18 protein-coding genes are annotated in these 16,637 nt (G+C 68.9%); 7 read left to right on the forward strand and 11 right to left on the reverse strand.

Going from position 1 to position 16,637, the window contains the following annotated elements; translation table 11 throughout:
• Positions 1-54: 54 nt before the first annotated feature.
• From glyS to JNK84_RS22735, 6 genes are all read right to left on the reverse strand, one after another.
• The gene (gene glyS / locus JNK84_RS22710) at positions 55-2,151 is read right to left on the reverse strand and encodes a glycine--tRNA ligase subunit beta (RefSeq protein ID WP_293428498.1); all 2,097 of its coding nucleotides are present in this window, start codon (positions 2,149-2,151) and stop codon (positions 55-57) included.
• 39 nt (positions 2,152-2,190) lie between these two features.
• The gene (locus JNK84_RS22715) at positions 2,191-3,087 is read right to left on the reverse strand and encodes a glycine--tRNA ligase subunit alpha (protein WP_293428499.1); all 897 of its coding nucleotides are present in this window, start codon (positions 3,085-3,087) and stop codon (positions 2,191-2,193) included.
• 68 nt (positions 3,088-3,155) lie between these two features.
• Positions 3,156-3,317 (reverse strand): hypothetical protein, encoded by a 162-nt coding sequence (locus tag JNK84_RS22720; protein ID WP_293428500.1) that lies wholly within the window; start codon positions 3,315-3,317, stop codon positions 3,156-3,158.
• Between the two features lie 85 nt (positions 3,318-3,402).
• A complete protein-coding gene (locus tag JNK84_RS22725; RefSeq protein ID WP_293428501.1) occupies positions 3,403-4,155 on the reverse strand; it encodes a hypothetical protein in 753 nt (250 codons plus the stop codon).
• Positions 4,156-4,496: 341 nt separating this feature from the next.
• Positions 4,497-4,919, reverse strand: coding sequence for an OsmC family protein (locus tag JNK84_RS22730; RefSeq protein ID WP_293428502.1), 423 nt, complete (start codon positions 4,917-4,919; stop codon positions 4,497-4,499).
• Between the two features lie 99 nt (positions 4,920-5,018).
• Positions 5,019-5,732 (reverse strand): B3/B4 domain-containing protein, encoded by a 714-nt coding sequence (locus JNK84_RS22735; protein ID WP_293428503.1) that lies wholly within the window; start codon positions 5,730-5,732, stop codon positions 5,019-5,021.
• 170 nt (positions 5,733-5,902) lie between these two features.
• Here JNK84_RS22735 and JNK84_RS22740 point away from each other — a divergent pair, with 170 nt between their 5' ends.
• Complete coding sequence (locus JNK84_RS22740; RefSeq protein ID WP_293428504.1) at positions 5,903-6,316, forward strand: hypothetical protein; 414 nt, start codon at positions 5,903-5,905, stop codon at positions 6,314-6,316.
• Between the two features lie 112 nt (positions 6,317-6,428).
• A complete protein-coding gene (locus JNK84_RS22745) occupies positions 6,429-7,193 on the forward strand; it encodes an SDR family oxidoreductase (RefSeq protein WP_293428505.1) in 765 nt (254 codons plus the stop codon).
• Positions 7,194-7,245: 52 nt separating this feature from the next.
• Here the strand turns inward: JNK84_RS22745 and JNK84_RS22750 are convergent, their stop codons facing one another.
• Together JNK84_RS22750 and JNK84_RS22755 are read right to left on the reverse strand one after the other, a co-directional pair.
• Positions 7,246-8,922, reverse strand: coding sequence for an electron transfer flavoprotein-ubiquinone oxidoreductase (locus tag JNK84_RS22750; RefSeq protein ID WP_293428506.1), 1,677 nt, complete (start codon positions 8,920-8,922; stop codon positions 7,246-7,248).
• A gap of 291 nt (positions 8,923-9,213) precedes the next feature.
• Positions 9,214-9,561 carry a hypothetical protein gene (locus tag JNK84_RS22755; protein ID WP_293428507.1) on the reverse strand — a complete coding sequence of 116 codons (348 nt, stop codon included), beginning with the start codon at positions 9,559-9,561 and terminating at the stop codon, positions 9,214-9,216.
• A gap of 60 nt (positions 9,562-9,621) precedes the next feature.
• Between JNK84_RS22755 and JNK84_RS22760 the strand changes: the two genes are divergently transcribed.
• The 3 genes from JNK84_RS22760 (at position 9,622) to JNK84_RS22770 (ending at position 11,809) form a co-directional block, all read left to right on the forward strand.
• Positions 9,622-10,143 carry a hypothetical protein gene (locus JNK84_RS22760; protein WP_293428508.1) on the forward strand — a complete coding sequence of 174 codons (522 nt, stop codon included), beginning with the start codon at positions 9,622-9,624 and terminating at the stop codon, positions 10,141-10,143.
• Between the two features lie 59 nt (positions 10,144-10,202).
• Entirely contained in the window at positions 10,203-10,850 is a 648-nt protein-coding gene (locus JNK84_RS22765; RefSeq protein ID WP_293428509.1) for a transglutaminase-like cysteine peptidase, read from the forward strand.
• Between the two features lie 110 nt (positions 10,851-10,960).
• Complete coding sequence (locus JNK84_RS22770; protein ID WP_293428510.1) at positions 10,961-11,809, forward strand: uracil-DNA glycosylase; 849 nt, start codon at positions 10,961-10,963, stop codon at positions 11,807-11,809.
• 11 nt (positions 11,810-11,820) lie between these two features.
• Here the strand turns inward: JNK84_RS22770 and JNK84_RS22775 are convergent, their stop codons facing one another.
• From JNK84_RS22775 to JNK84_RS22785, 3 genes are all read right to left on the reverse strand, one after another.
• Positions 11,821-12,438 carry a ribonuclease HII gene (locus JNK84_RS22775; protein WP_293428511.1) on the reverse strand — a complete coding sequence of 206 codons (618 nt, stop codon included), beginning with the start codon at positions 12,436-12,438 and terminating at the stop codon, positions 11,821-11,823.
• A 401-nt stretch (positions 12,439-12,839) separates the two neighbouring features.
• Positions 12,840-13,286 carry a VOC family protein gene (locus tag JNK84_RS22780; protein ID WP_293428512.1) on the reverse strand — a complete coding sequence of 149 codons (447 nt, stop codon included), beginning with the start codon at positions 13,284-13,286 and terminating at the stop codon, positions 12,840-12,842.
• A 29-nt stretch (positions 13,287-13,315) separates the two neighbouring features.
• Entirely contained in the window at positions 13,316-14,464 is a 1,149-nt protein-coding gene (locus JNK84_RS22785; protein WP_293428641.1) for a PA0069 family radical SAM protein, read from the reverse strand.
• A 220-nt stretch (positions 14,465-14,684) separates the two neighbouring features.
• Between JNK84_RS22785 and JNK84_RS22790 the strand changes: the two genes are divergently transcribed.
• Positions 14,685-15,719: an ArsR/SmtB family transcription factor gene (locus tag JNK84_RS22790; RefSeq protein ID WP_293428513.1), complete on the forward strand. Its 1,035-nt coding sequence runs from the start codon at positions 14,685-14,687 to the stop codon at positions 15,717-15,719.
• Entirely contained in the window at positions 15,719-16,633 is a 915-nt protein-coding gene (gene metF / locus JNK84_RS22795; RefSeq protein ID WP_293428514.1) for a methylenetetrahydrofolate reductase [NAD(P)H], read from the forward strand. The genes JNK84_RS22790 and metF overlap by 1 nt, the downstream gene beginning before the upstream one ends.
• Positions 16,634-16,637: the final 4 nt, after the last annotated feature.

Genomic DNA, 16,637 nt, shown 5'->3' on the forward strand with positions numbered 1-16,637 from the left:
CGGAATCAGCCGGCAGGCCGCGGCACGACGACGCGCCCGGCCGGGACATCACGCTCATCCCTCGATCCGCGTGAAGTCCGCCACCTGCCCCAGCGTCGCGCGGATGCGCGACAGGAGCCGCAGGCGGTTCGCGCGCAATCCGGGATTCGAATCGTTAACCGTGACCTTGTCGAAGAACGCGTCGACCGGCCCGCGCAGCCCCGCAAGCGCCGTCATCGCCGCCGCGAAGTCCTCGCGCGCGAGTGCCGCCGCGACGACCGGCCCGGCAGCATCGAGCGCCGCATTCAGCGCCTGTTCCTCCGGCGCGACGAGATCGCCCGGCGCGACGGCGCCGCCATGCGTCGTCTTGTCCTTCTTCTCCTCGATCGCGACGATGTTCGAGGCGCGCCGGAACGCGACCAGCAGGTTGTGGCCGTCGTCGCCGCCCAGGAAACCCTTGAGCGCATCGACGCGCGCGAGCAGCCGCACGAGATCGTCCTCGCCGCCGAGCGCGAAGACCGCGTCGATCAAGTCGTGGCGCACGCCCTGCTCGCGCAGCGCGACCTTCAGTCGGTCGGCGAAGAAGGCGACAAGGTCCCTGGTCGGCGCGCTGCCAGCGACCGCGGACCCGAGCTGGTTCGCGAAGAGCCGGTGCACGCTCGCAAACACGCCCTCGAGCCCGATGCGCAGCCGGTTCTCGACGACGAGCCGGATGACGCCGAGCGCCGCGCGGCGCAGCGCGAAGGGATCCTTCGAGCCGGTCGGCTTCTCGCCGATGGCGAAGAAGCCGACGAGCGTGTCGAGCTTGTCGGCGAGCGACACCGCGATCGAGACGGGCGCGCTCGGGCAGGAATCGCCGGGACCCAGCGGCTGGTAGTGCTCGCGGATCGCCTCTGCCACCGCGGCGTCCTCGCCGTCGGCCTTGGCATAGTAGCGGCCCATGATTCCCTGGAGCTCGGGGAACTCGCCGACCATCCCGGTCGACAGGTCGGCCTTGGCCAGGAACGCGGCGCGCTCGGCCTTCGCCGGCTCGCAGCCGGGGATCATCGGCGCCAGCGCGGCGGCCAGCGCCTGCAGCCGGACGACCTTGTCCTCCATCGTGCCGAGCTTGGCGTAGAAGGTGCGCTCCTTCAGCGCCGGCACGCGTGAATCGAGCCGCGCCCTGCGGTCCTGGTCCCAGAAGAACTTGGCGTCGGACAGCCGCGCCCGCAGCACCCGCTCGTTGCCCGCGACGATGTTGGCCGTGCCGGCCGCCTCGGTCCTCATGTTGGCGACAACGACGAAGCGCGGCGCCGTCGTCCCGTCGGGCTTTAGCAGCGTGAAGTAGCGCTGGTGCGTGCGCATCGAGGTCGAGAGCACCTCGCCCGGCAGCTCCATGAACGGCGCGTCGATCGTGCCGACATGCGCGACCGGCCACTCGACCAGGCCCGCGACTTCGTCGAGCAGGCCGGGATCGTCCTTGAGCGCCAGTCCCGCCGTCGCCGCCGCGGCCTTGGCCTGGCGCTCGATCTCGGCGCGCCGCTCCGCGGGATCGAGGATGACGAAGGCGGCGCGCAGCCGGTCGCGATAGTCCGCGAAGTTCTTCACAGCGAACGAGGCCGGGGCGAGGAACCGGTGGCCGACCGTCGCGTTGCCGAAGGTCTTGGTGGCGCCGCCGAGGTCGATCGACTGCGGCACGACGACGCCGTCGAAGAGCACGACGATGCCCTGCAGCGGGCGCACCCAGTTCTGGCGCAGCGCGCCCCAGCGCATCGACTTCGGCCAGGGAAAGGCCTTCACCGTCTCGCCGAGCGCGCGCGCAACGGTCGCCGTCGTCGCCTCGCCGGCGACGCGGTTCACGAACACCCAGGACTCGCTCTTGCCGTCGCTGCGCTTCTCGCAGTCCGCGAGCGTGCGCCCGCCGCCGACCTTGCGCAGGAACCCCTGCACCGCCTGGTCGGGCGCGCCGACGCGCGGGCCCTTGATCTCCTCGCTGCGGTCGGGCGTCGCCGCGGGGAGGCCGTCGACGACGAGGGCGAGACGGCGCGGCGTCGCATAGGCGTCGGCGCGGGTCCAGGCGAGCCCGGCGGCCTTCAGGCCGTCGGTGATGAGGCGCTTGAGATCGTCGGCCGCGCGCGCCTGCATGCGCGCGGGGATCTCCTCGCTCAGCAGCTCGATGAGGAGCTCAGCCATGACGCGAGGCCCCTCGCCGCGACGACGCGATGGAGGCGCTCACGACTGGTTCTCCAGCCACTGCTCGCAGCAGGCCTTCGCCAACGCGCGCACGCGGCCGATATAGGCCTGTCGCTCGGCGACCGAGATCGCGCCGCGCGCATCGAGCAGGTTGAAGCGATGGCTCGCCTTGATGCACTGGTCGTAGGCGGGCAGCGCCAGCTTGGCACCGAGCAACGCCTCGCATTCCTTCTCCGCGTCCTTGAAGTGCTGCAGCAGCATCGCGACGTCGGCATGCTCGAAGTTGTGCTTCGAGTACTCGACCTCGGCCTGGTGGAAGACCTCCCGATAGAGGATCGGCGCGCGGCTGCCGGGATCGTTGAACGGCAGGTCGTAGACGCTCTTCTTGTCGAAGAGATACATCGCGAGGCGCTCGAGCCCGTAGGTGAGCTCGACCGACACCGGATCGCACTCGATGCCGCCGACCTGCTGGAAGTACGTGTACTGCGTCACCTCCATGCCGTCGCACCACACCTCCCAGCCGAGGCCCCAGGCGCCGAGCGTCGGGCTCTCCCAGTCGTCCTCGACGAAGCGGATGTCGTGCAGCCTGTGGTCGAGGCCGATAGCCTCCAGCGAGCCGAGATAGAGCTCCTGCAGGTTCGGCGGGTTCGGCTTCAGGATCACCTGATACTGGTAATAGTGCTGGAGGCGATTGGGGTTCTCGCCGTAGCGGCCGTCCTTCGGGCGGCGCGAGGGCTGCACATAGGCGGCGTTCCACGGCTTCGGTCCCAGCGCGCGCAGCGTCGTCGCGGGGTGGAAGGTGCCGGCGCCCACTTCCATGTCATAGGGCTGCAGGATCACGCAGCCCTTGTCCGCCCAATAGGAATGGAGCGTCAGGATCAGGCCCTGGAACGAGCGTTCGGGCCGCATATGGGCGGGAAGGTCGGAAACGGACATGGGTCTGGCGGCCTGCGGCAAGGTGCGCGCCGACCCTTAAAGTCAGGGTGCGAGGGGGTCAACCGCCGTCAGTAGGGGCGGTACTCGCCCGTGACCGGATCGCGGCGCAGGCGACGGATCGGCTGTTCGGCGCGAACGGGGCGCGCCTGCAGCGTCAGGCTGCGGCGGACCAGGATGAAGGTCGCGATCACAACGGCCGCCACGGCGGCCCCCATCAGAACTGGCGGCATGAATCCCTCCTGCCCCGCATGATGCATTGCGGCATATCGCTCCGCAATTCCGGCAAAACCGCGGCGAATCGCGCTGACGAATAGTTTATCCGCAGGCCGGTTGGCCGAGCCGCACGCCCTCGAACAGGCCCTTCACCTCGGGCGAGGTGTCGATGCCGAAATCGAACGGGGCGAGCGCGCCCTTCTCGGCGAGTTCGTGGACCGTGCGGCGAACGGTGCTCGCCTCGGTGCGCGACCAGAAGGAAGTGTTGGCGGCGGCGCGGCTGTCGATGGGCGCGCGCAGCGGCATGAACGAGGCCACGAACAGATTGATGTTGGCGGCGGCGAGATAGCGCAGGCTGCGGTCGCAAGGCGTGAAGGCGAGGCCGCGCAGGTCGTTGGACAGTTTCATGGCATGGTCGAGCACGGCCCGACCGGTTCGCTGCTGGCCGATGGGCGGGACGATCAGGCGCTGGCCGTCGACCTCCACGAAGGACTTGTCCATGCGCATGACCACCGGGCCGACGGGCACGTAGCTCAGCGACAGGCCCTGCGTTCCCTGCAGCGACATGCCGGTGACGCCGCCGCCCTCGATCTCGCGCACGCCCGGCACCACCGCGATGACACGCGGTCCGGCGGCCGGCGGCGCGCTCGCGGCCGGTGGCGCCTGCGTCGAGCGCAGGAGGCCGAACAGGCCCCCGCCGATGCCCCCCTGCGAGACGAAGGCATAGGCCGCGAAGCCGATCGCCGCCGCCGCGACCACGAGCCAGATTGTCGACAGCCCGTCCTCGCCCTTCGGCTCGGCGGCCGCCGGCTGGCCCCGCTTCTTGCGGAAATTCATCGCGACATTGTCGGCCATGGCCCCTCGCGGCGTAACGCAACAGCCGGAGATGATGCGGGCCAAGTGATGAGGGGCGGTTTAACGGATCGGGCCGATTTGAGGAAAAATCTCAGTGGGATGGGGGAGATCGGGGCGCGGTCACCACGCGCCGATCTTTCCCGCTCGCCCTTGTCTCTCGCTCAGCGCGGCAGCTTTTTGCGCAAACCCTCTCCCCATGCGGGAGAGGGCGCATGCGCCGCGGGCGAGTGAGGGGCATGACACGGCCGCCCCTCGTCCGGCGTCTGCCGGCGCCACCTTCTCCCAACAGAGGGAGAAGGATCGCGGCGGTGCGGGGCGCGCCTATACTGAAGCTCCTCGCCTCAGGTCAGCGTCCAGTCCAGCGTGATCTCGGCATTGAACAGACGGGAGATCGGGCAGCCCTCCTTCGCGGCCTTTGCGATCTCGCCGAACTTGTCCTTGTCGACGCCGGGCACCTTGGCGGTCAGTTTCAGCGCCGATTTGGACACTTTGAAGCCCACGGCATCCTTCTCGGCCGTCACCACGGCCTCGGTCTTCAGCTCGGTGGCGGTGAGGTTCTCGCGCTGCAGCGCGAAGGCGAGCGCCATGGTGAAGCAGCCGGCATGGGCGGCGGCGACCAGCTCTTCGGGGTTGGTGCCCTTCTCGTTCTCGAAGCGGGTGGTGAAGGAATAGGGCGTCGCATCCAGCACGCCCGACTGGGTGGTCAGGCTGCCTTTTCCGTCGCGGCCGGTTCCGGTCCAGACGGCGCTCGCAGTGCGGTTCATGTCATTCTCCTCCGGGGGTGAACAAGGCTAGGCTAGCAGCATATGGGGCACCGGGCCCATCCGGCGATGGTCGTCCGGCGCAACTCTGCGCGGCTTGTCTCAAACGACCGTGACGGCCGGACTGTTCCGGTCCGCGACGGCGACCGAGACACGCCCGCCGCAGAACCGGCCGATCAGGTCGTGCGCATCCGCCACCGCCGCGTCGAGGTCGCCCCAGCCATTGGTCTGGATGGTCAGGATCGCGCGCGAGGTCGCCGGCGTGATGATGGAGCGGGCATCCTGCCGCCAGTTCCAGCGCCGGCAGAGCACGTGCGCGGCGCCGGCATAGACGACCTCGCCGTCCTTGGGCGGATCGTTGGGGTCCTCGCCGGCTTCCGCCGCCATGTCGATGAAGCTGTCGCCGGGGCGGGAATATCTGAACGCGAAGGGGCCCTCAGCCTTGCCGAGGTCGTCCGCCCCGACGCAGGCGACGGCCGCGAGCGAGACGGCGTTGTATGCGTCGACGAAGGGGTTGATGGCGGGCAGGGGGCGTTCGGCGAGCGCGTTCTTCATCAACCGTTCCACCGAGCAGCGGTAGCTGGTCTTCTTGATGCCGAAGCCCTTGTAGGCGGCGCGCCAGGCCGCGATGCCGGGTATCTCCGCAAGCTCCGAACCGCCGTAGCGGGCGCGCGCCGCGGCCTCGCGCTCAGCGATCAGCCGATCGAGCTCCGGCGGCCGCACGGCGGGGATGGCGAGGTGGTCGCAGACGAGGACGGCGACGCGGAAGTCGGGGAAGCGTTCGGTCAGTTCGGTGATGGTGAGGCTTGTCGGCATGGCGCTCTCGCGGGCGAAAGCCGATGCCTATCACGCCGTGCCCGCATGGCCATCCGGGTGTGGCCAGCCGCGCTGCTGTCATGCGCGCGGAGGGCGGGTTAGTGTCGCTGACACGGATTCGCCGCAAGCCGCCCTCTACGATGGCCGGCAAATCCCGAGGGATCACCGCCATGACGTTTCGTTCCGCCGCCGCGGCCTTCGCCGCCACCGTGCTGATCGCCCTGCCGGATATGGCGTCGGCCCAGCAGCAACGCCCGCCGCAGGCCGGCGGCGGTCACCGCATCGAGGATTTCACGGGGCAGTGGGCCGCCCGGCCGGGCGGCCAGCCCGGCGTCGAGATTCGCAGCCAGCGCGCGATCCTGATCGCGCGCGAACTGTTTCGCCACTCGGGGGAAGGCCGCTGCGGCACCGAGGGGCGCGGCCGCTGGACCGGCCGCACGTCGCATATCAACTTCCGCGGCGTCTGCGACAACGGCCGGCCGATGCCCTATTCGCGCTGCGCGGTGACGGTCGAGACGCCCGACCGGCTCTCCACGCGCTGCCAGAACGGCCACCGCATGGTCCTGTACCGGGTCTCGCGCTAGGACCGGATCAAGCCTGGAAATCGGGTGGAGGGATCGGGTGGCCGGCCGGCCGCCCGATCCTGCATGTCGCGCTCCTCGGTGGCGGATGGCCGCCGCATGACAGGAGCAGGACATGGCAAGGCTCAGGGACAAGGTTGCGATCGTCACAGGCGCGAGTTCCGGCATCGGCCGGGCGGCGGCGATCCGCTTCGCTGCTGAAGGCGCGCGGATCGTGGCGGTGGCGCGCGGGCGGGAAGGGCTCGACAGGCTGGCCGGCGAGGTCGTCGCGTCGGGCGGCGAGATCGCGGTGCTCGCGGGCAGCGTCGCCGACGAAGCGGTGGCGGAAGAAGCGGTCGCCATCGCGCGGGAGCGGTTCGGCGGCCTCGACATTGCCTTCAACAATGCGGGCGCGCTTGGCGAGATGGGGCCGGCCGCGACCGTTTCGCTGGCCGGCTGGCAGGACGCCATCGACGTCAACCTGACCGGCTCGTTCCTCTGCGCGCGACATCAGGTGCCGGCCATGATGGAGCGCGGCGGTGGGTCGATCCTGTTCACCTCGTCCTTCGTCGGCCACACGGTCGGTTTTCCCGGCATGGCGGCCTATGCGGCGAGCAAGGCGGGACTGATCGGCCTGATGCAGGTGCTGGCGGCCGAGTACGGTCCGCAGAAGATCCGCGCCAATGTCCTGATCGTCGGCGGCACCGACACGCCGATGGGCCGGCAGGTGATCAGCACGCCCGAAATGCGCGCCTTCGTCGAAGGGCTCTACCCCTTGAAGCGGCTGGCCGAGCCGGACGAGATCGCCGAGGCCGCGCTGTTCCTCGCCTCCGACGCGTCGAGCTTCGTCACCGGCGCGGCCCTGCCGGTCGAGGGCGGCGTGTCGATCAACCGGACCTGACGGGGCACCGAAAAGCAGAAGGGGCGCCGGTGGGCGCCCCTCGCTGATTGTCTCACATGCCCGGATAGTTCGGGCCGCCGCCGCCTTCCGGCGTCACCCAGTTGATGTTCTGGGCGGGGTCCTTGATGTCGCAGGTTTTGCAGTGGACGCAGTTCTGCGCGTTGATCACGAATTTCGGGTCGGTCTTCGCCTCCGGGTCGGCATAGACCACCTCGTAGACGCCCGCCGGGCAGTAGAGCCGCGCCGGCTCGCCGTATTTCGGCAGGTTGTCACGGATCGGGACCGACGGGTCCTTGAGCGTGAGGTGGATCGGCTGATCCTCCTCGTGGTTGGTGTTCGAGATGAACACGCTCGACAGCTTGTCGAAGGAGATCACCCCGTCCGGCTTCGGATAGACGATCGGCTTCACCTGATCGATGGGCTTCAGCGTCTGGAAGTCGGCCTTGCCATGCTTCAGCGTGCCGAAGGGCGACCACCGGAACAGCGAGTTGATCCACATGTCGATGCCGCCGAGGACGACGCCGCCGATCGTGCCGAACTTCGACCAGAGCGGCTTGACGTTGCGCACGGTCCACAGGTCCTTGCCGATGGCGCTGGACCGCCAGGCATTCTCGTAGGCCGCCAGTTCGTCGTGCTCGCGACCGGCCGCGATGGCCTCGCTGAGGTGCTCGGCCGCCAGCATCCCCGAGAGGATCGCATTATGCGAACCCTTGATGCGCGGCACGTTGACGAGGCCGGCAGCGCAGCCGACCAGCGCGCCGCCGGGGAAGGCGAGCTTCGGCACCGACTGCCAGCCGCCCTCGGTGATGGCGCGCGCGCCGTAGGACAGGCGCTTGCCGCCCTCCAGAACGGGGCGCACCATCGGGTGCTGCTTGAAGCGCTGGAACTCGTCGAAGGGCGAGAGCGTCGGGTTCTCGTAATTGAGGTGCACGACGAAGCCGACGTAAACGAGGTTGTCCTCGGCGTGATAGAGGAACGAGCCGCCGCCGGTCTTCATGTCGAGCGGCCAGCCGAACGAGTGCTGGACGAGGCCTGGCTTGTGGTTTTCCGGCTTCACCTGCCAGATTTCCTTCAGGCCGATGCCGAACTTGCCGGGTTCGCGGCCCTCGTCGAGCTTGAAGCGCTTGATGAGCTGCTTGGTCAGGTGGCCGCGGGCGCCCTCGGCGAAGACCGTGTACTTGCCACGCAGCTCCATGCCGCGCGTGAAACGGTCGGTGATCTCGCCGTCGCGGGCAATGCCCATGTCGCCGGTGGCGATGCCGCGCACCGCGCCCTTGTCGTCGAACAGCACTTCCGCCGCCGCGAAGCCCGGATAGATCTCGACGCCGAGCGCCTCGGCCTGCGCCGCCAGCCATTTCGTCACGTTCGACAGCGAGCCGATGAAATTGCCGTGGTTGTTCATCAGGCCGGGCATGCCGAAATTCGGCAGGCGCAGCGCGCCGGAATGGCCGAGGAAATAGAACCGGTCGTCGGTGACTTCCTGCTTCAGCGGCCGGTCGGGATCGCTGCGCCACTCCGGCAGCAGCTTGTCGAGGCCGACAGGATCGATCACCGCGCCGGACAGGATGTGCGCGCCGACTTCCGAGCCCTTCTCGACGACGACCACGGTCAGGTCGGCATTGAGCTGCTTCAGCCGGATCGCGGTCGCAAGGCCCGCCGGCCCGCCGCCGACCACCACCACGTCGTAGTCCATGCCTTCGCGCTCGGGCAGGTCGGCAGGTTCGGCCATCGCGAATTCCCCTTGTGATTTCAAGCGCCGGGCGGGCGCCATACTCTGGAGTTTGTTGGTTTTCTAAAGCACGCTCCGCGCGGGATGACAACGCGCCGAGCGGGAGAGGGTTCGCGGTCGGGGGCGGCCTTCGGCCCGATATCGCAAAGGAGCGGATGTCCGGAGCGGCCCGGCGCTGAAATCCGGGCCCGAGGCCGGCAGCCGGCCGAGCGCCTCCCGGGGGCAATTGCACGGCTGGACGCCCATTTTATCGCGGTTGCCCGCCGATGCGCGGCGGCCGGGGCGACGGCCTCAGGCGATCGACGCCCGCTCCGGGCTGCGCGTATTACAGAGAATATCGACCGGTGCGCCGACGCCGTAGGGGCCGGTGAGCAGGCCCCGGACGCGCCTTGCATCCGGATGGCTCTCGCGTGCGACCGGCAGGTCGAGCGCCACCTGTTCCATGCCGCCAATGACATAGGCGACGGAGAGAACCGGGAAATACTGCGTGACCGACCCGGTGTCGTTCTCGCCGAGCCGCGCGGCGACGATCCGCGCCTCGATCCTGGTCCAGCCCGGCCGCCGCGCGGCGCGAACCAGCAGGACGACCGGAACCGCCAGCAGCAGGACAGGAAGGAGGATGAAAGCGAGCTCGGTCATGGCTCCTTGTCACACTTATAATGCTCAGTGAGCATAATATAATATGCCGGCGCTGCAACAATGAAGGGAGGCGGCGAAGGACCGGACCTTGTTCGGCAACCGGATGGCGGCAGGATTCTCGCCTGCATCCTCGCGGGTTTCGCGCTGGCGGCGGCGATCGCCGTCCTGAAGGAGGGCGGGCGCAATCTCGGCATGGTCTTCGGGATCATGGGCAGGCTGGTCGCCTTCTGCTTCCTGCTGCTCTGGCTGGTGACGAGCCTCGCCATGAAGCGCCAGATCGCCGAACTGACGCGGAGCGGCGACGTGCTGCTGGCCGAAATGGTCCACATGTTCGGACGCGGCAGGCGCGTCGAAATCCCCGTGTCGTCGGCCGGCAACTCGCGGGGATGGGCCTCGCCGCTCGCTAGCGCGCCGCCCGGGAACTCGCATCGCCGGCAAACCGGGAGGCCCCTGTGGCGGCGTGCCGCCGGCATTCGCATCGGGCTGATCGCCGCTCGGAGGGGGCCGGTGTTGCCTGCCCGGCACTCGGGCCGGGCCATCGTTAACGATATATTAACGTCGCACTTGAGCCGGAAAGATTAACAGGAGATTAATGACCCCGGGTCGCAGGGCAGTCATCGTTGGTTCAGGGGTTTTCACCCATGCGTCGCTTTGCGTCCTGGTTTTTTGTGTGCGCTGTCGCCGCGGTTTCGGGCGGATTGTCGGTCGAGGCTTCCGCCCAGCAGGCGGGCCGCCGGCCGGTCTCGCTGCCTGCGGGCGCCATTTCCACCCCGCCCATCGGCTGGGTGCAGTTCTGCTCGGAAAACCCGGCCGATTGCGCGCAGCGCTCCGCGTCGGCGCGCAGCCTGACGCTGACCTCCGCCGCTTTCGCCCAGCTCGCCCGCGTCAATCTGGCGGTGAACCGCGAGATCGCGCAGGTCTCCGATCAGGAGAATTTCGGCGTCGAGGAATACTGGACCTATCCCGTTGACGGGAAAGGCGACTGCGAGGACCTGGTGCTGGAGAAGAAGCGCCGCCTCATCGCCCTCGGCGTGCCGCGCGAGGCGCTGCTGATCACCGTGGTGCGCGATCTTGCCGGCGACGGCCACGCCATCCTCACCGTCGTCACCGACCGCGGCGACTACGTGCTCGACAATTTCACCAACGAGGTGAAGCTCTGGCACGAGACCGGCTACCGCTTCATCAAGCGCCAGGCGCAGACCGACCCGAACCAGTGGGTCTCGCTGAACGGCGGCGGCGCCGGCCCGGCTCTTGTCGCCAACCCCGCCCAGCAGCCCGTTCGCCGCTGATCGATCGGAACGTCTCCCTGTTGTCGCAGGCAGGTCGAGACCGAAGGCCGGAGCGGGTCGCAGCGCTCCGGCCTTTCGCTTTTCAGCCCGCCGTGGCTTAAGCTCCCGCGATGACCGCACTCATGGACAGGGACGCTCTGGAGGCCTTGCTCGCCTTCTACCGGGATGCCGGCGTCGATGCCGCCATCGACGAGCAGGCGACCGACTGGCTGGCGAAGGGCGAAGCGGAGATCGAGGCCCGGGAAGAGGCTCGCCCGGCGGCCCGTCCCGCGACCCGCGCGCCCGACGGAGAGCGGCCGTCCGCGCCCGTCGTGCAGCGGCCGCAGCCCGTCAGCGCCGCCGGGGCGCCGCCCGCGCCCGAATCCGCCGTCGTTTCCGCCCGCGAGGCGGCCCGTTCGGCCGGCGACCTCGACCAGCTGCGGGCGGTGCTTGAAGGGTTCGATGGTTGCGCCCTGAAGGCGACCGCCTCCCGCACCGTCTTCGAGGACGGCGCACGCGACGCGCGGATCATGTTCGTCGGCGAGGCGCCCGGCCGCGACGAGGATGTCGAGGGCAAGCCCTTCGTCGGCCGGTCCGGTCAGCTGCTGGACCGGATGCTGGCCTCGATCGGCCTCGACCGGCGGGCCAATGCCTACATTGCCAACATCATTCCGTGGCGGCCTCCGGGAAACCGCACGCCGACGCCGCAGGAGATTGCGATCTGCGAGCCGTTCATCCGTCGCCAGATCGAATTGAAGGCGCCGGAGCTGCTGGTCTGCGTCGGCGCGCCCTCCACCGAGACGTTGCTGGGCCTAAAGGGCATCATGAAATCGCGCGGCCGGCTCATGCCCTTTCAGGCCGGCGGCCGCGAGATACGCGCCATCGCCACCCTCCACCCGGCTTATCTCCTGCGCAGCCCGATCGCCAAGCGGCTCGCCTGGCGGGACATGCTGACGATCCGGCAGACGCTGGGACTCTAGCCGCGCGGCGCTCAGCGCTTCTTCAGGCTGCCGAAGGTCATCCGATGATGGACACAGGCGCCGTGAGCCGCGATGGCCGCGCGATGCGCCTTCGTGCCGTAGCCCTTGTGGATCGCGAAGCCATAGGCCGGATGCGCCGCATCGACATGGCGCATCAGCCGGTCGCGGTGGACCTTGGCGATGATCGAGGCCGCGGCGATGGACAGAACCAGCGCGTCGCCGTCGATGATCGCCTCGCCGGTGACGCCGAGCGGCAGGGGCGGAAGGTCGCGGCCGTCCACGAGGACATGGCGCGCGGGGACCGCGAGGCCGGCGACCGCAGCCGCCATGGCGTGGAGCGTCGCCTTGCGGATGTCGGTCGCGTCGATCCGGGCAGGGGAGGCGGAGGCGACGGCGACGGCGAGCGCGGTCGCCATGACCGCCTCGTAGAGGGCTTCGCGGCGTGCCTCGTCCAGCACCTTGGAATCGGCAAGACCCGGCGGCACCGCGTCGGGGTCGAGGATCACCGCCGCCGCGACCACCGGCCCGGCGAGCGGGCCGCGCCCCGCCTCGTCGACGCCGGCGACGGGCGCGAAGCCTTGCGCGAGGGCGCGGCGTTCGAGGGTGAAGGTCGGAACGGGAGCGGTCATGAACGCGGTTTCGCCCAACCGGCCCCGGGGAGCAAGCCGCGCGTTGCCAAGCCGTGCCGCGGCTTGCCGTTCCGATTCAGATTCAGGGGTGAAACCCGAATCGCATCAGCGGCTTGTGGTGGGCGGCTGATGATTTGAATCCGGCTGCTACATTCCGATTCAACTGCCTCAGGGATCGATTCAGGAGATCCCGCCAAACCGCCGGGTTGCAAGCTGCGGCGATATCGATGCGGCAGAGGGACCGCCTCGGCCCGGCTCCGCGATCCGGTCAGCCGCTGGCGGGCCAGGGGGATGGCCTTACGTTCCACGGGCGCGCCGGGTGGCTTGCTAGCGTCCGGGTCTGACCAGAGGCTTAACGGCCGGGCCTCTCACCCGCTCCGCGTCTCTGCCACCGTTCGAACCTACCCGGGCAGATCGATGCCGCCGTCATCCCGGAGGGGAAAGAAGGGGTTCCAGGCGAGTTCCAGCGGATGGCCGTCCGGGTCCGCGACATAGCCGGAATAGCCACCCCAGAACACGTCCTGCGGCGGCTTGAGGGGGGCGGCGCCAGCGGCTAGCGCCTGCCGGAACGCCGTGTCGACGGCCGCCTTCGAGGGCAGATTGCGGGCGATGGTGATGCCGCCGAAAGGGCCGCGCGGCGCGTCGGAAAGGTTCGCGTCATGGGCAAGCTCGGCGCGGCCGAACAGGGCCAGCACCACGCCGCCTGCCTTCAGGAAGGTGACCTGCTCATTGCTCTGCGAGGCCGAGCGGATGAAGCCGAGCGCCTCGTAGAAGGCTGTCGCGCGGGCAAGATCGGCGACGCCGAGGGTGATCAGCGCGATGGCGGCGGGTGTCAGGGCTTCGGTCATGTGCGCGTCCTTGTCCTCGTCCCCGCTTCCTAGAACAGGCTGAGCTGTTCGGCGGCGGCGGGCCCCTTGCGCGGCGGCGGGGTGAAATGTTCGGTGGCGAGCCTCAGCGTGCGCTTGTTGAAGCCCAGCCTGTTGCGCGCCACCTCGAAACGGCGGCCGATCATCCAGGCGAAGGGCCCGGTTCCCTTCTGCCGCATGAAGAAGGTCGAATCATAATCCTTGCCGCCGCGCGTTCCCTGCACCAGCGAGAGGACGTGACGGGCGGCATCCGGCCGGTTCGCGACCAGCCATTCCCGGAACAGGTCGCGGATTTCCAGCGGCAGGCGGAGGAGCACATAGCCTGCCTCCCGCGCGCCCATGTGCCAGCAGGCGTCGAGGATGCGCTCGATCTCGGCGTCGTTCACAGCCGGAATGATCGGCGCGACCAGCACGGCGGTCGGGATGCCGGCCTCCGACAGCATGCGGATCGCTTCCAGCCGCTTCGGCGGCGTCGAGGCGCGCGGCTCCAGCGAGCGCGCCAGCTTGCGGTCGAGCGTGGTCACCGAGATCGCCACCTTGGCGAGCCCCTTCTTCGCCATGCGCGAGAGGACGTCGATATCCCGGGTGACGAGGTGGTTCTTGGTGACGATGCCGACGGGATGGTTGGCCTTCTCCAGCACTTCGAGGATGCGCCGCGTCAGCATCCAGGTCTTCTCGATCGGCTGATAGGGGTCGGTATTGGTGCCGATGGCGATGGTGCGCGGCTGGTAGGCGGGGTCGGCGAGCTCCTTTTCCAGAAGGTCCGGGGCATTTGGCTTGGCGAACAGCCGGGTCTCGAAATCGAGGCCGGGGGAGAGGCCCATATAGGCGTGGGTCGGCCGCGCGAAGCAGTAGGCGCAGCCGTGCTCGCAGCCGCGATAGGGGTTGATCGACCTGTCGAAGGACAGGTCCGGCGAATCGTTGCGGGTGATGATCCGGCGCGCCTTCTCCTCGGTGACGGTGGTGGCGAGCTCGGGCAGCTCGTCGATCGTGCCCCAGCCGTCATCGACGGCCTCGCGGCTCTGTTTCTCGTAGCGGCCGGAAGCGTTGGTCAGCGCGCCGCGCCCGCGGCGGCGGTCCTCGCCGACGCCAGGGCCCGACGACAGGTCCAGCGCCCGGGCCGTGCGCGTACCGAACAGACGGGCGGCGGCGGCCTCCATGCCTCCGGCGTTCAGCCGTTCGGTGAGATCGATGTCCTTCCGGGAGAGGGGGGGTGCCATGGCGAAATGTGTATCATTGGCACTGGATCAAAACAAGAACAAAAACGGATCATAGGAGAACATTCCGTGTGACGCTCCCTCCTGCGTGTGGGCGGCAGCGCTACCCCTTGAATCTAAAACGATAACGGCATAAAGATATCTTTATATGTGAGTGAGGCCCGTGGCGACGCTATCCCCGAGGATTTCCAAGGCGCACGATTTCGACGATGCCGTGGCGGTGCTGCGGGCGGTCGGCGAACCGACGCGCCTGCGTCTTCTGGCGCTGACGGCGGAAGCGGAGCTCACCGTCACCGATATGGTCGACATCCTCGGCCAGAGCCAGCCCCGCATCTCGCGCCATCTGAAACTGCTGCTGGAGGCCGGGCTCGTCGAGCGGGTCAAGGAGGGCTCCTGGGCCTTCTTCCGGGCGGCGGGCGAGGGTGCCGGCGTCAGGGCTGTCGCGGCGCTGGTGGCGCTGGTCGACCACTCCGATCCGATCCTCGCCAGCGACCGCGACCGGCTCGCCGAGGTGCGCGCCAAGCGCTCGGAGGAGGCGCAGGCCTTCTTCCGCCGCCATGCCGCCGACTGGGACCGCCTGCGCGCGCTGCATGTCGCGGAGGAGCGGGTCGAGAAGGCGGTCAGGGATGCTCTTGCCGGCCGTCCGGTGCGCTCGCTCCTCGATCTCGGCACGGGTACGGGGCGGATGCTCGAACTGTTCGCGCCGGAGATCGAGCGCGGGCTCGGCATCGACGCCAATCCGGAAATGCTGACGCTGGCGCGCGCGGCGCTCGACCGCGCCGGCATCCGCCATTGTTCCGTGCGCACCGGCGACATCTATTCGCTGGCCTTGCCGCGCGATGCCTATGACGCTGTCATCATCCATCAGGTGCTGCACTTCCTCGACGATGGCGCGCGCGCCATCCGCGAGGCGGCCCGGGTGCTGCGCCCCGGCGGCCGTCTGGTCGTGGTCGATTTCGCGCCGCACGAGCAGGAATTCCTGCGCGAGGCGCAGGCGCACCGCCGCCTCGGCTTTTCCCGCGACGTGATCGAGGGCTGGATGGAGGCCGCCGGCCTCGAGCCCGTCCGCTTCCAGAACCTGGAACCCGACAGCCGTCGCGACGGCGATCTCACCGTTTCCATCTGGGTCGGCCGCGACCCGCGCATCATCACCGATCTTCCGGTCCAGCCGGATGTGTCAGCCGTCGAGGTTGCCTGATGTCCTCCTCCTACAAGCCCAGCCGCTATGTCTCGCGGTCGCGCCTCAAGGTGTCGTTCGAGTTCTTCCCGCCCAAGACGGAGGAGATGGAGGCGACGCTGTGGGACTCGATCGAGCGCCTGGCGCCGCTCAATCCGGCCTTCGTCTCGGTGACCTACGGCGCCGGCGGCTCGACCCGCGAGCGCACCCATTCGACGGTTGCCCGCATCATCAAGGAAACCAGCCTGAAACCGGCCGCGCATCTCACCTGCGTCGCAGCGACGAAGGAGCAGGTCGACGAGGTGATCCGCGACTACTGGGCGGCGGGCGTGCGCCATATCGTGGCGCTGCGCGGCGATCCGGTCGGCGGCGTCGGCACGAGATACGAGAGCCATCCCGGCGGCTATGAGGGTTCGCCGGAGCTGGTCGCGGGCATCAAGGCCATCGGCGATTTCGAGGTGTCGGTCTCGGCCTATCCGGAAAAGCATCCGGAGAGCGGTTCCATCGACACCGATATCGAGATGCTGAAGCGCAAGGTCGATGCGGGCGCGACGCGCGCCATCACCCAATTTTTCTTCGATAACGACGTCTACCTGCGCTATCTCGACCGGGCCCGCGATGCCGGCATCACCATCCCGATCGTGCCGGGCATCGTGCCGGTGCAGAATTTCAAGCAGACGGCGGGCTTCGCGGCGCGCACGGGCGCGAGCGTGCCCGACTGGCTCGCCCGCCGCTTCGAGGGGCTGGAGAACGACCCGGCGACGCGCAAGCTGATCGCGGCGGCGGTCGCGGCCGAGCAGGCGCTCGATCTCGTCGATCGCGGCGTCACCGATTTCCACTTCTACACGATGAACCGCGCCGACCTCGTCTACGCCATCTGCCATCTGCTCGGCATGCGCCCGCAGGAGGCCGGCGTCAGCGCGGTTGCGGCCTGATGAT

Source organism: Phreatobacter sp. (assembly GCF_016793595.1).
In the GTDB taxonomy this organism is placed as follows: Bacteria; Pseudomonadota; Alphaproteobacteria; order Rhizobiales; family Phreatobacteraceae; genus Phreatobacter.

Coding starts and splice junctions, on each gene's coding strand:
- glyS (WP_293428498.1), bottom strand. CDS start 2,151: ATGGCTGAGCTCCTCATCGAGCTGCTGAGCGAGGAGATCCCCGCGCGC.
- JNK84_RS22715 (WP_293428499.1), bottom strand. CDS start 3,087: ATGTCCGTTTCCGACCTTCCCGCCCATATGCGGCCCGAACGCTCGTTC.
- JNK84_RS22720 (WP_293428500.1), bottom strand. CDS start 3,317: ATGCCGCCAGTTCTGATGGGGGCCGCCGTGGCGGCCGTTGTGATCGCG.
- JNK84_RS22725 (WP_293428501.1), bottom strand. CDS start 4,155: ATGGCCGACAATGTCGCGATGAATTTCCGCAAGAAGCGGGGCCAGCCG.
- JNK84_RS22730 (WP_293428502.1), bottom strand. CDS start 4,919: ATGAACCGCACTGCGAGCGCCGTCTGGACCGGAACCGGCCGCGACGGA.
- JNK84_RS22735 (WP_293428503.1), bottom strand. CDS start 5,732: ATGCCGACAAGCCTCACCATCACCGAACTGACCGAACGCTTCCCCGAC.
- JNK84_RS22740 (WP_293428504.1), top strand. CDS start 5,903: ATGACGTTTCGTTCCGCCGCCGCGGCCTTCGCCGCCACCGTGCTGATC.
- JNK84_RS22745 (WP_293428505.1), top strand. CDS start 6,429: ATGGCAAGGCTCAGGGACAAGGTTGCGATCGTCACAGGCGCGAGTTCC.
- JNK84_RS22750 (WP_293428506.1), bottom strand. CDS start 8,922: ATGGCCGAACCTGCCGACCTGCCCGAGCGCGAAGGCATGGACTACGAC.
- JNK84_RS22755 (WP_293428507.1), bottom strand. CDS start 9,561: ATGACCGAGCTCGCTTTCATCCTCCTTCCTGTCCTGCTGCTGGCGGTT.
- JNK84_RS22760 (WP_293428508.1), top strand. CDS start 9,622: ATGAAGGGAGGCGGCGAAGGACCGGACCTTGTTCGGCAACCGGATGGC.
- JNK84_RS22765 (WP_293428509.1), top strand. CDS start 10,203: ATGCGTCGCTTTGCGTCCTGGTTTTTTGTGTGCGCTGTCGCCGCGGTT.
- JNK84_RS22770 (WP_293428510.1), top strand. CDS start 10,961: ATGACCGCACTCATGGACAGGGACGCTCTGGAGGCCTTGCTCGCCTTC.
- JNK84_RS22775 (WP_293428511.1), bottom strand. CDS start 12,438: ATGACCGCTCCCGTTCCGACCTTCACCCTCGAACGCCGCGCCCTCGCG.
- JNK84_RS22780 (WP_293428512.1), bottom strand. CDS start 13,286: ATGACCGAAGCCCTGACACCCGCCGCCATCGCGCTGATCACCCTCGGC.
- JNK84_RS22785 (WP_293428641.1), bottom strand. CDS start 14,464: ATGGAGGCCGCCGCCGCCCGTCTGTTCGGTACGCGCACGGCCCGGGCG.
- metF (WP_293428514.1), top strand. CDS start 15,719: ATGTCCTCCTCCTACAAGCCCAGCCGCTATGTCTCGCGGTCGCGCCTC.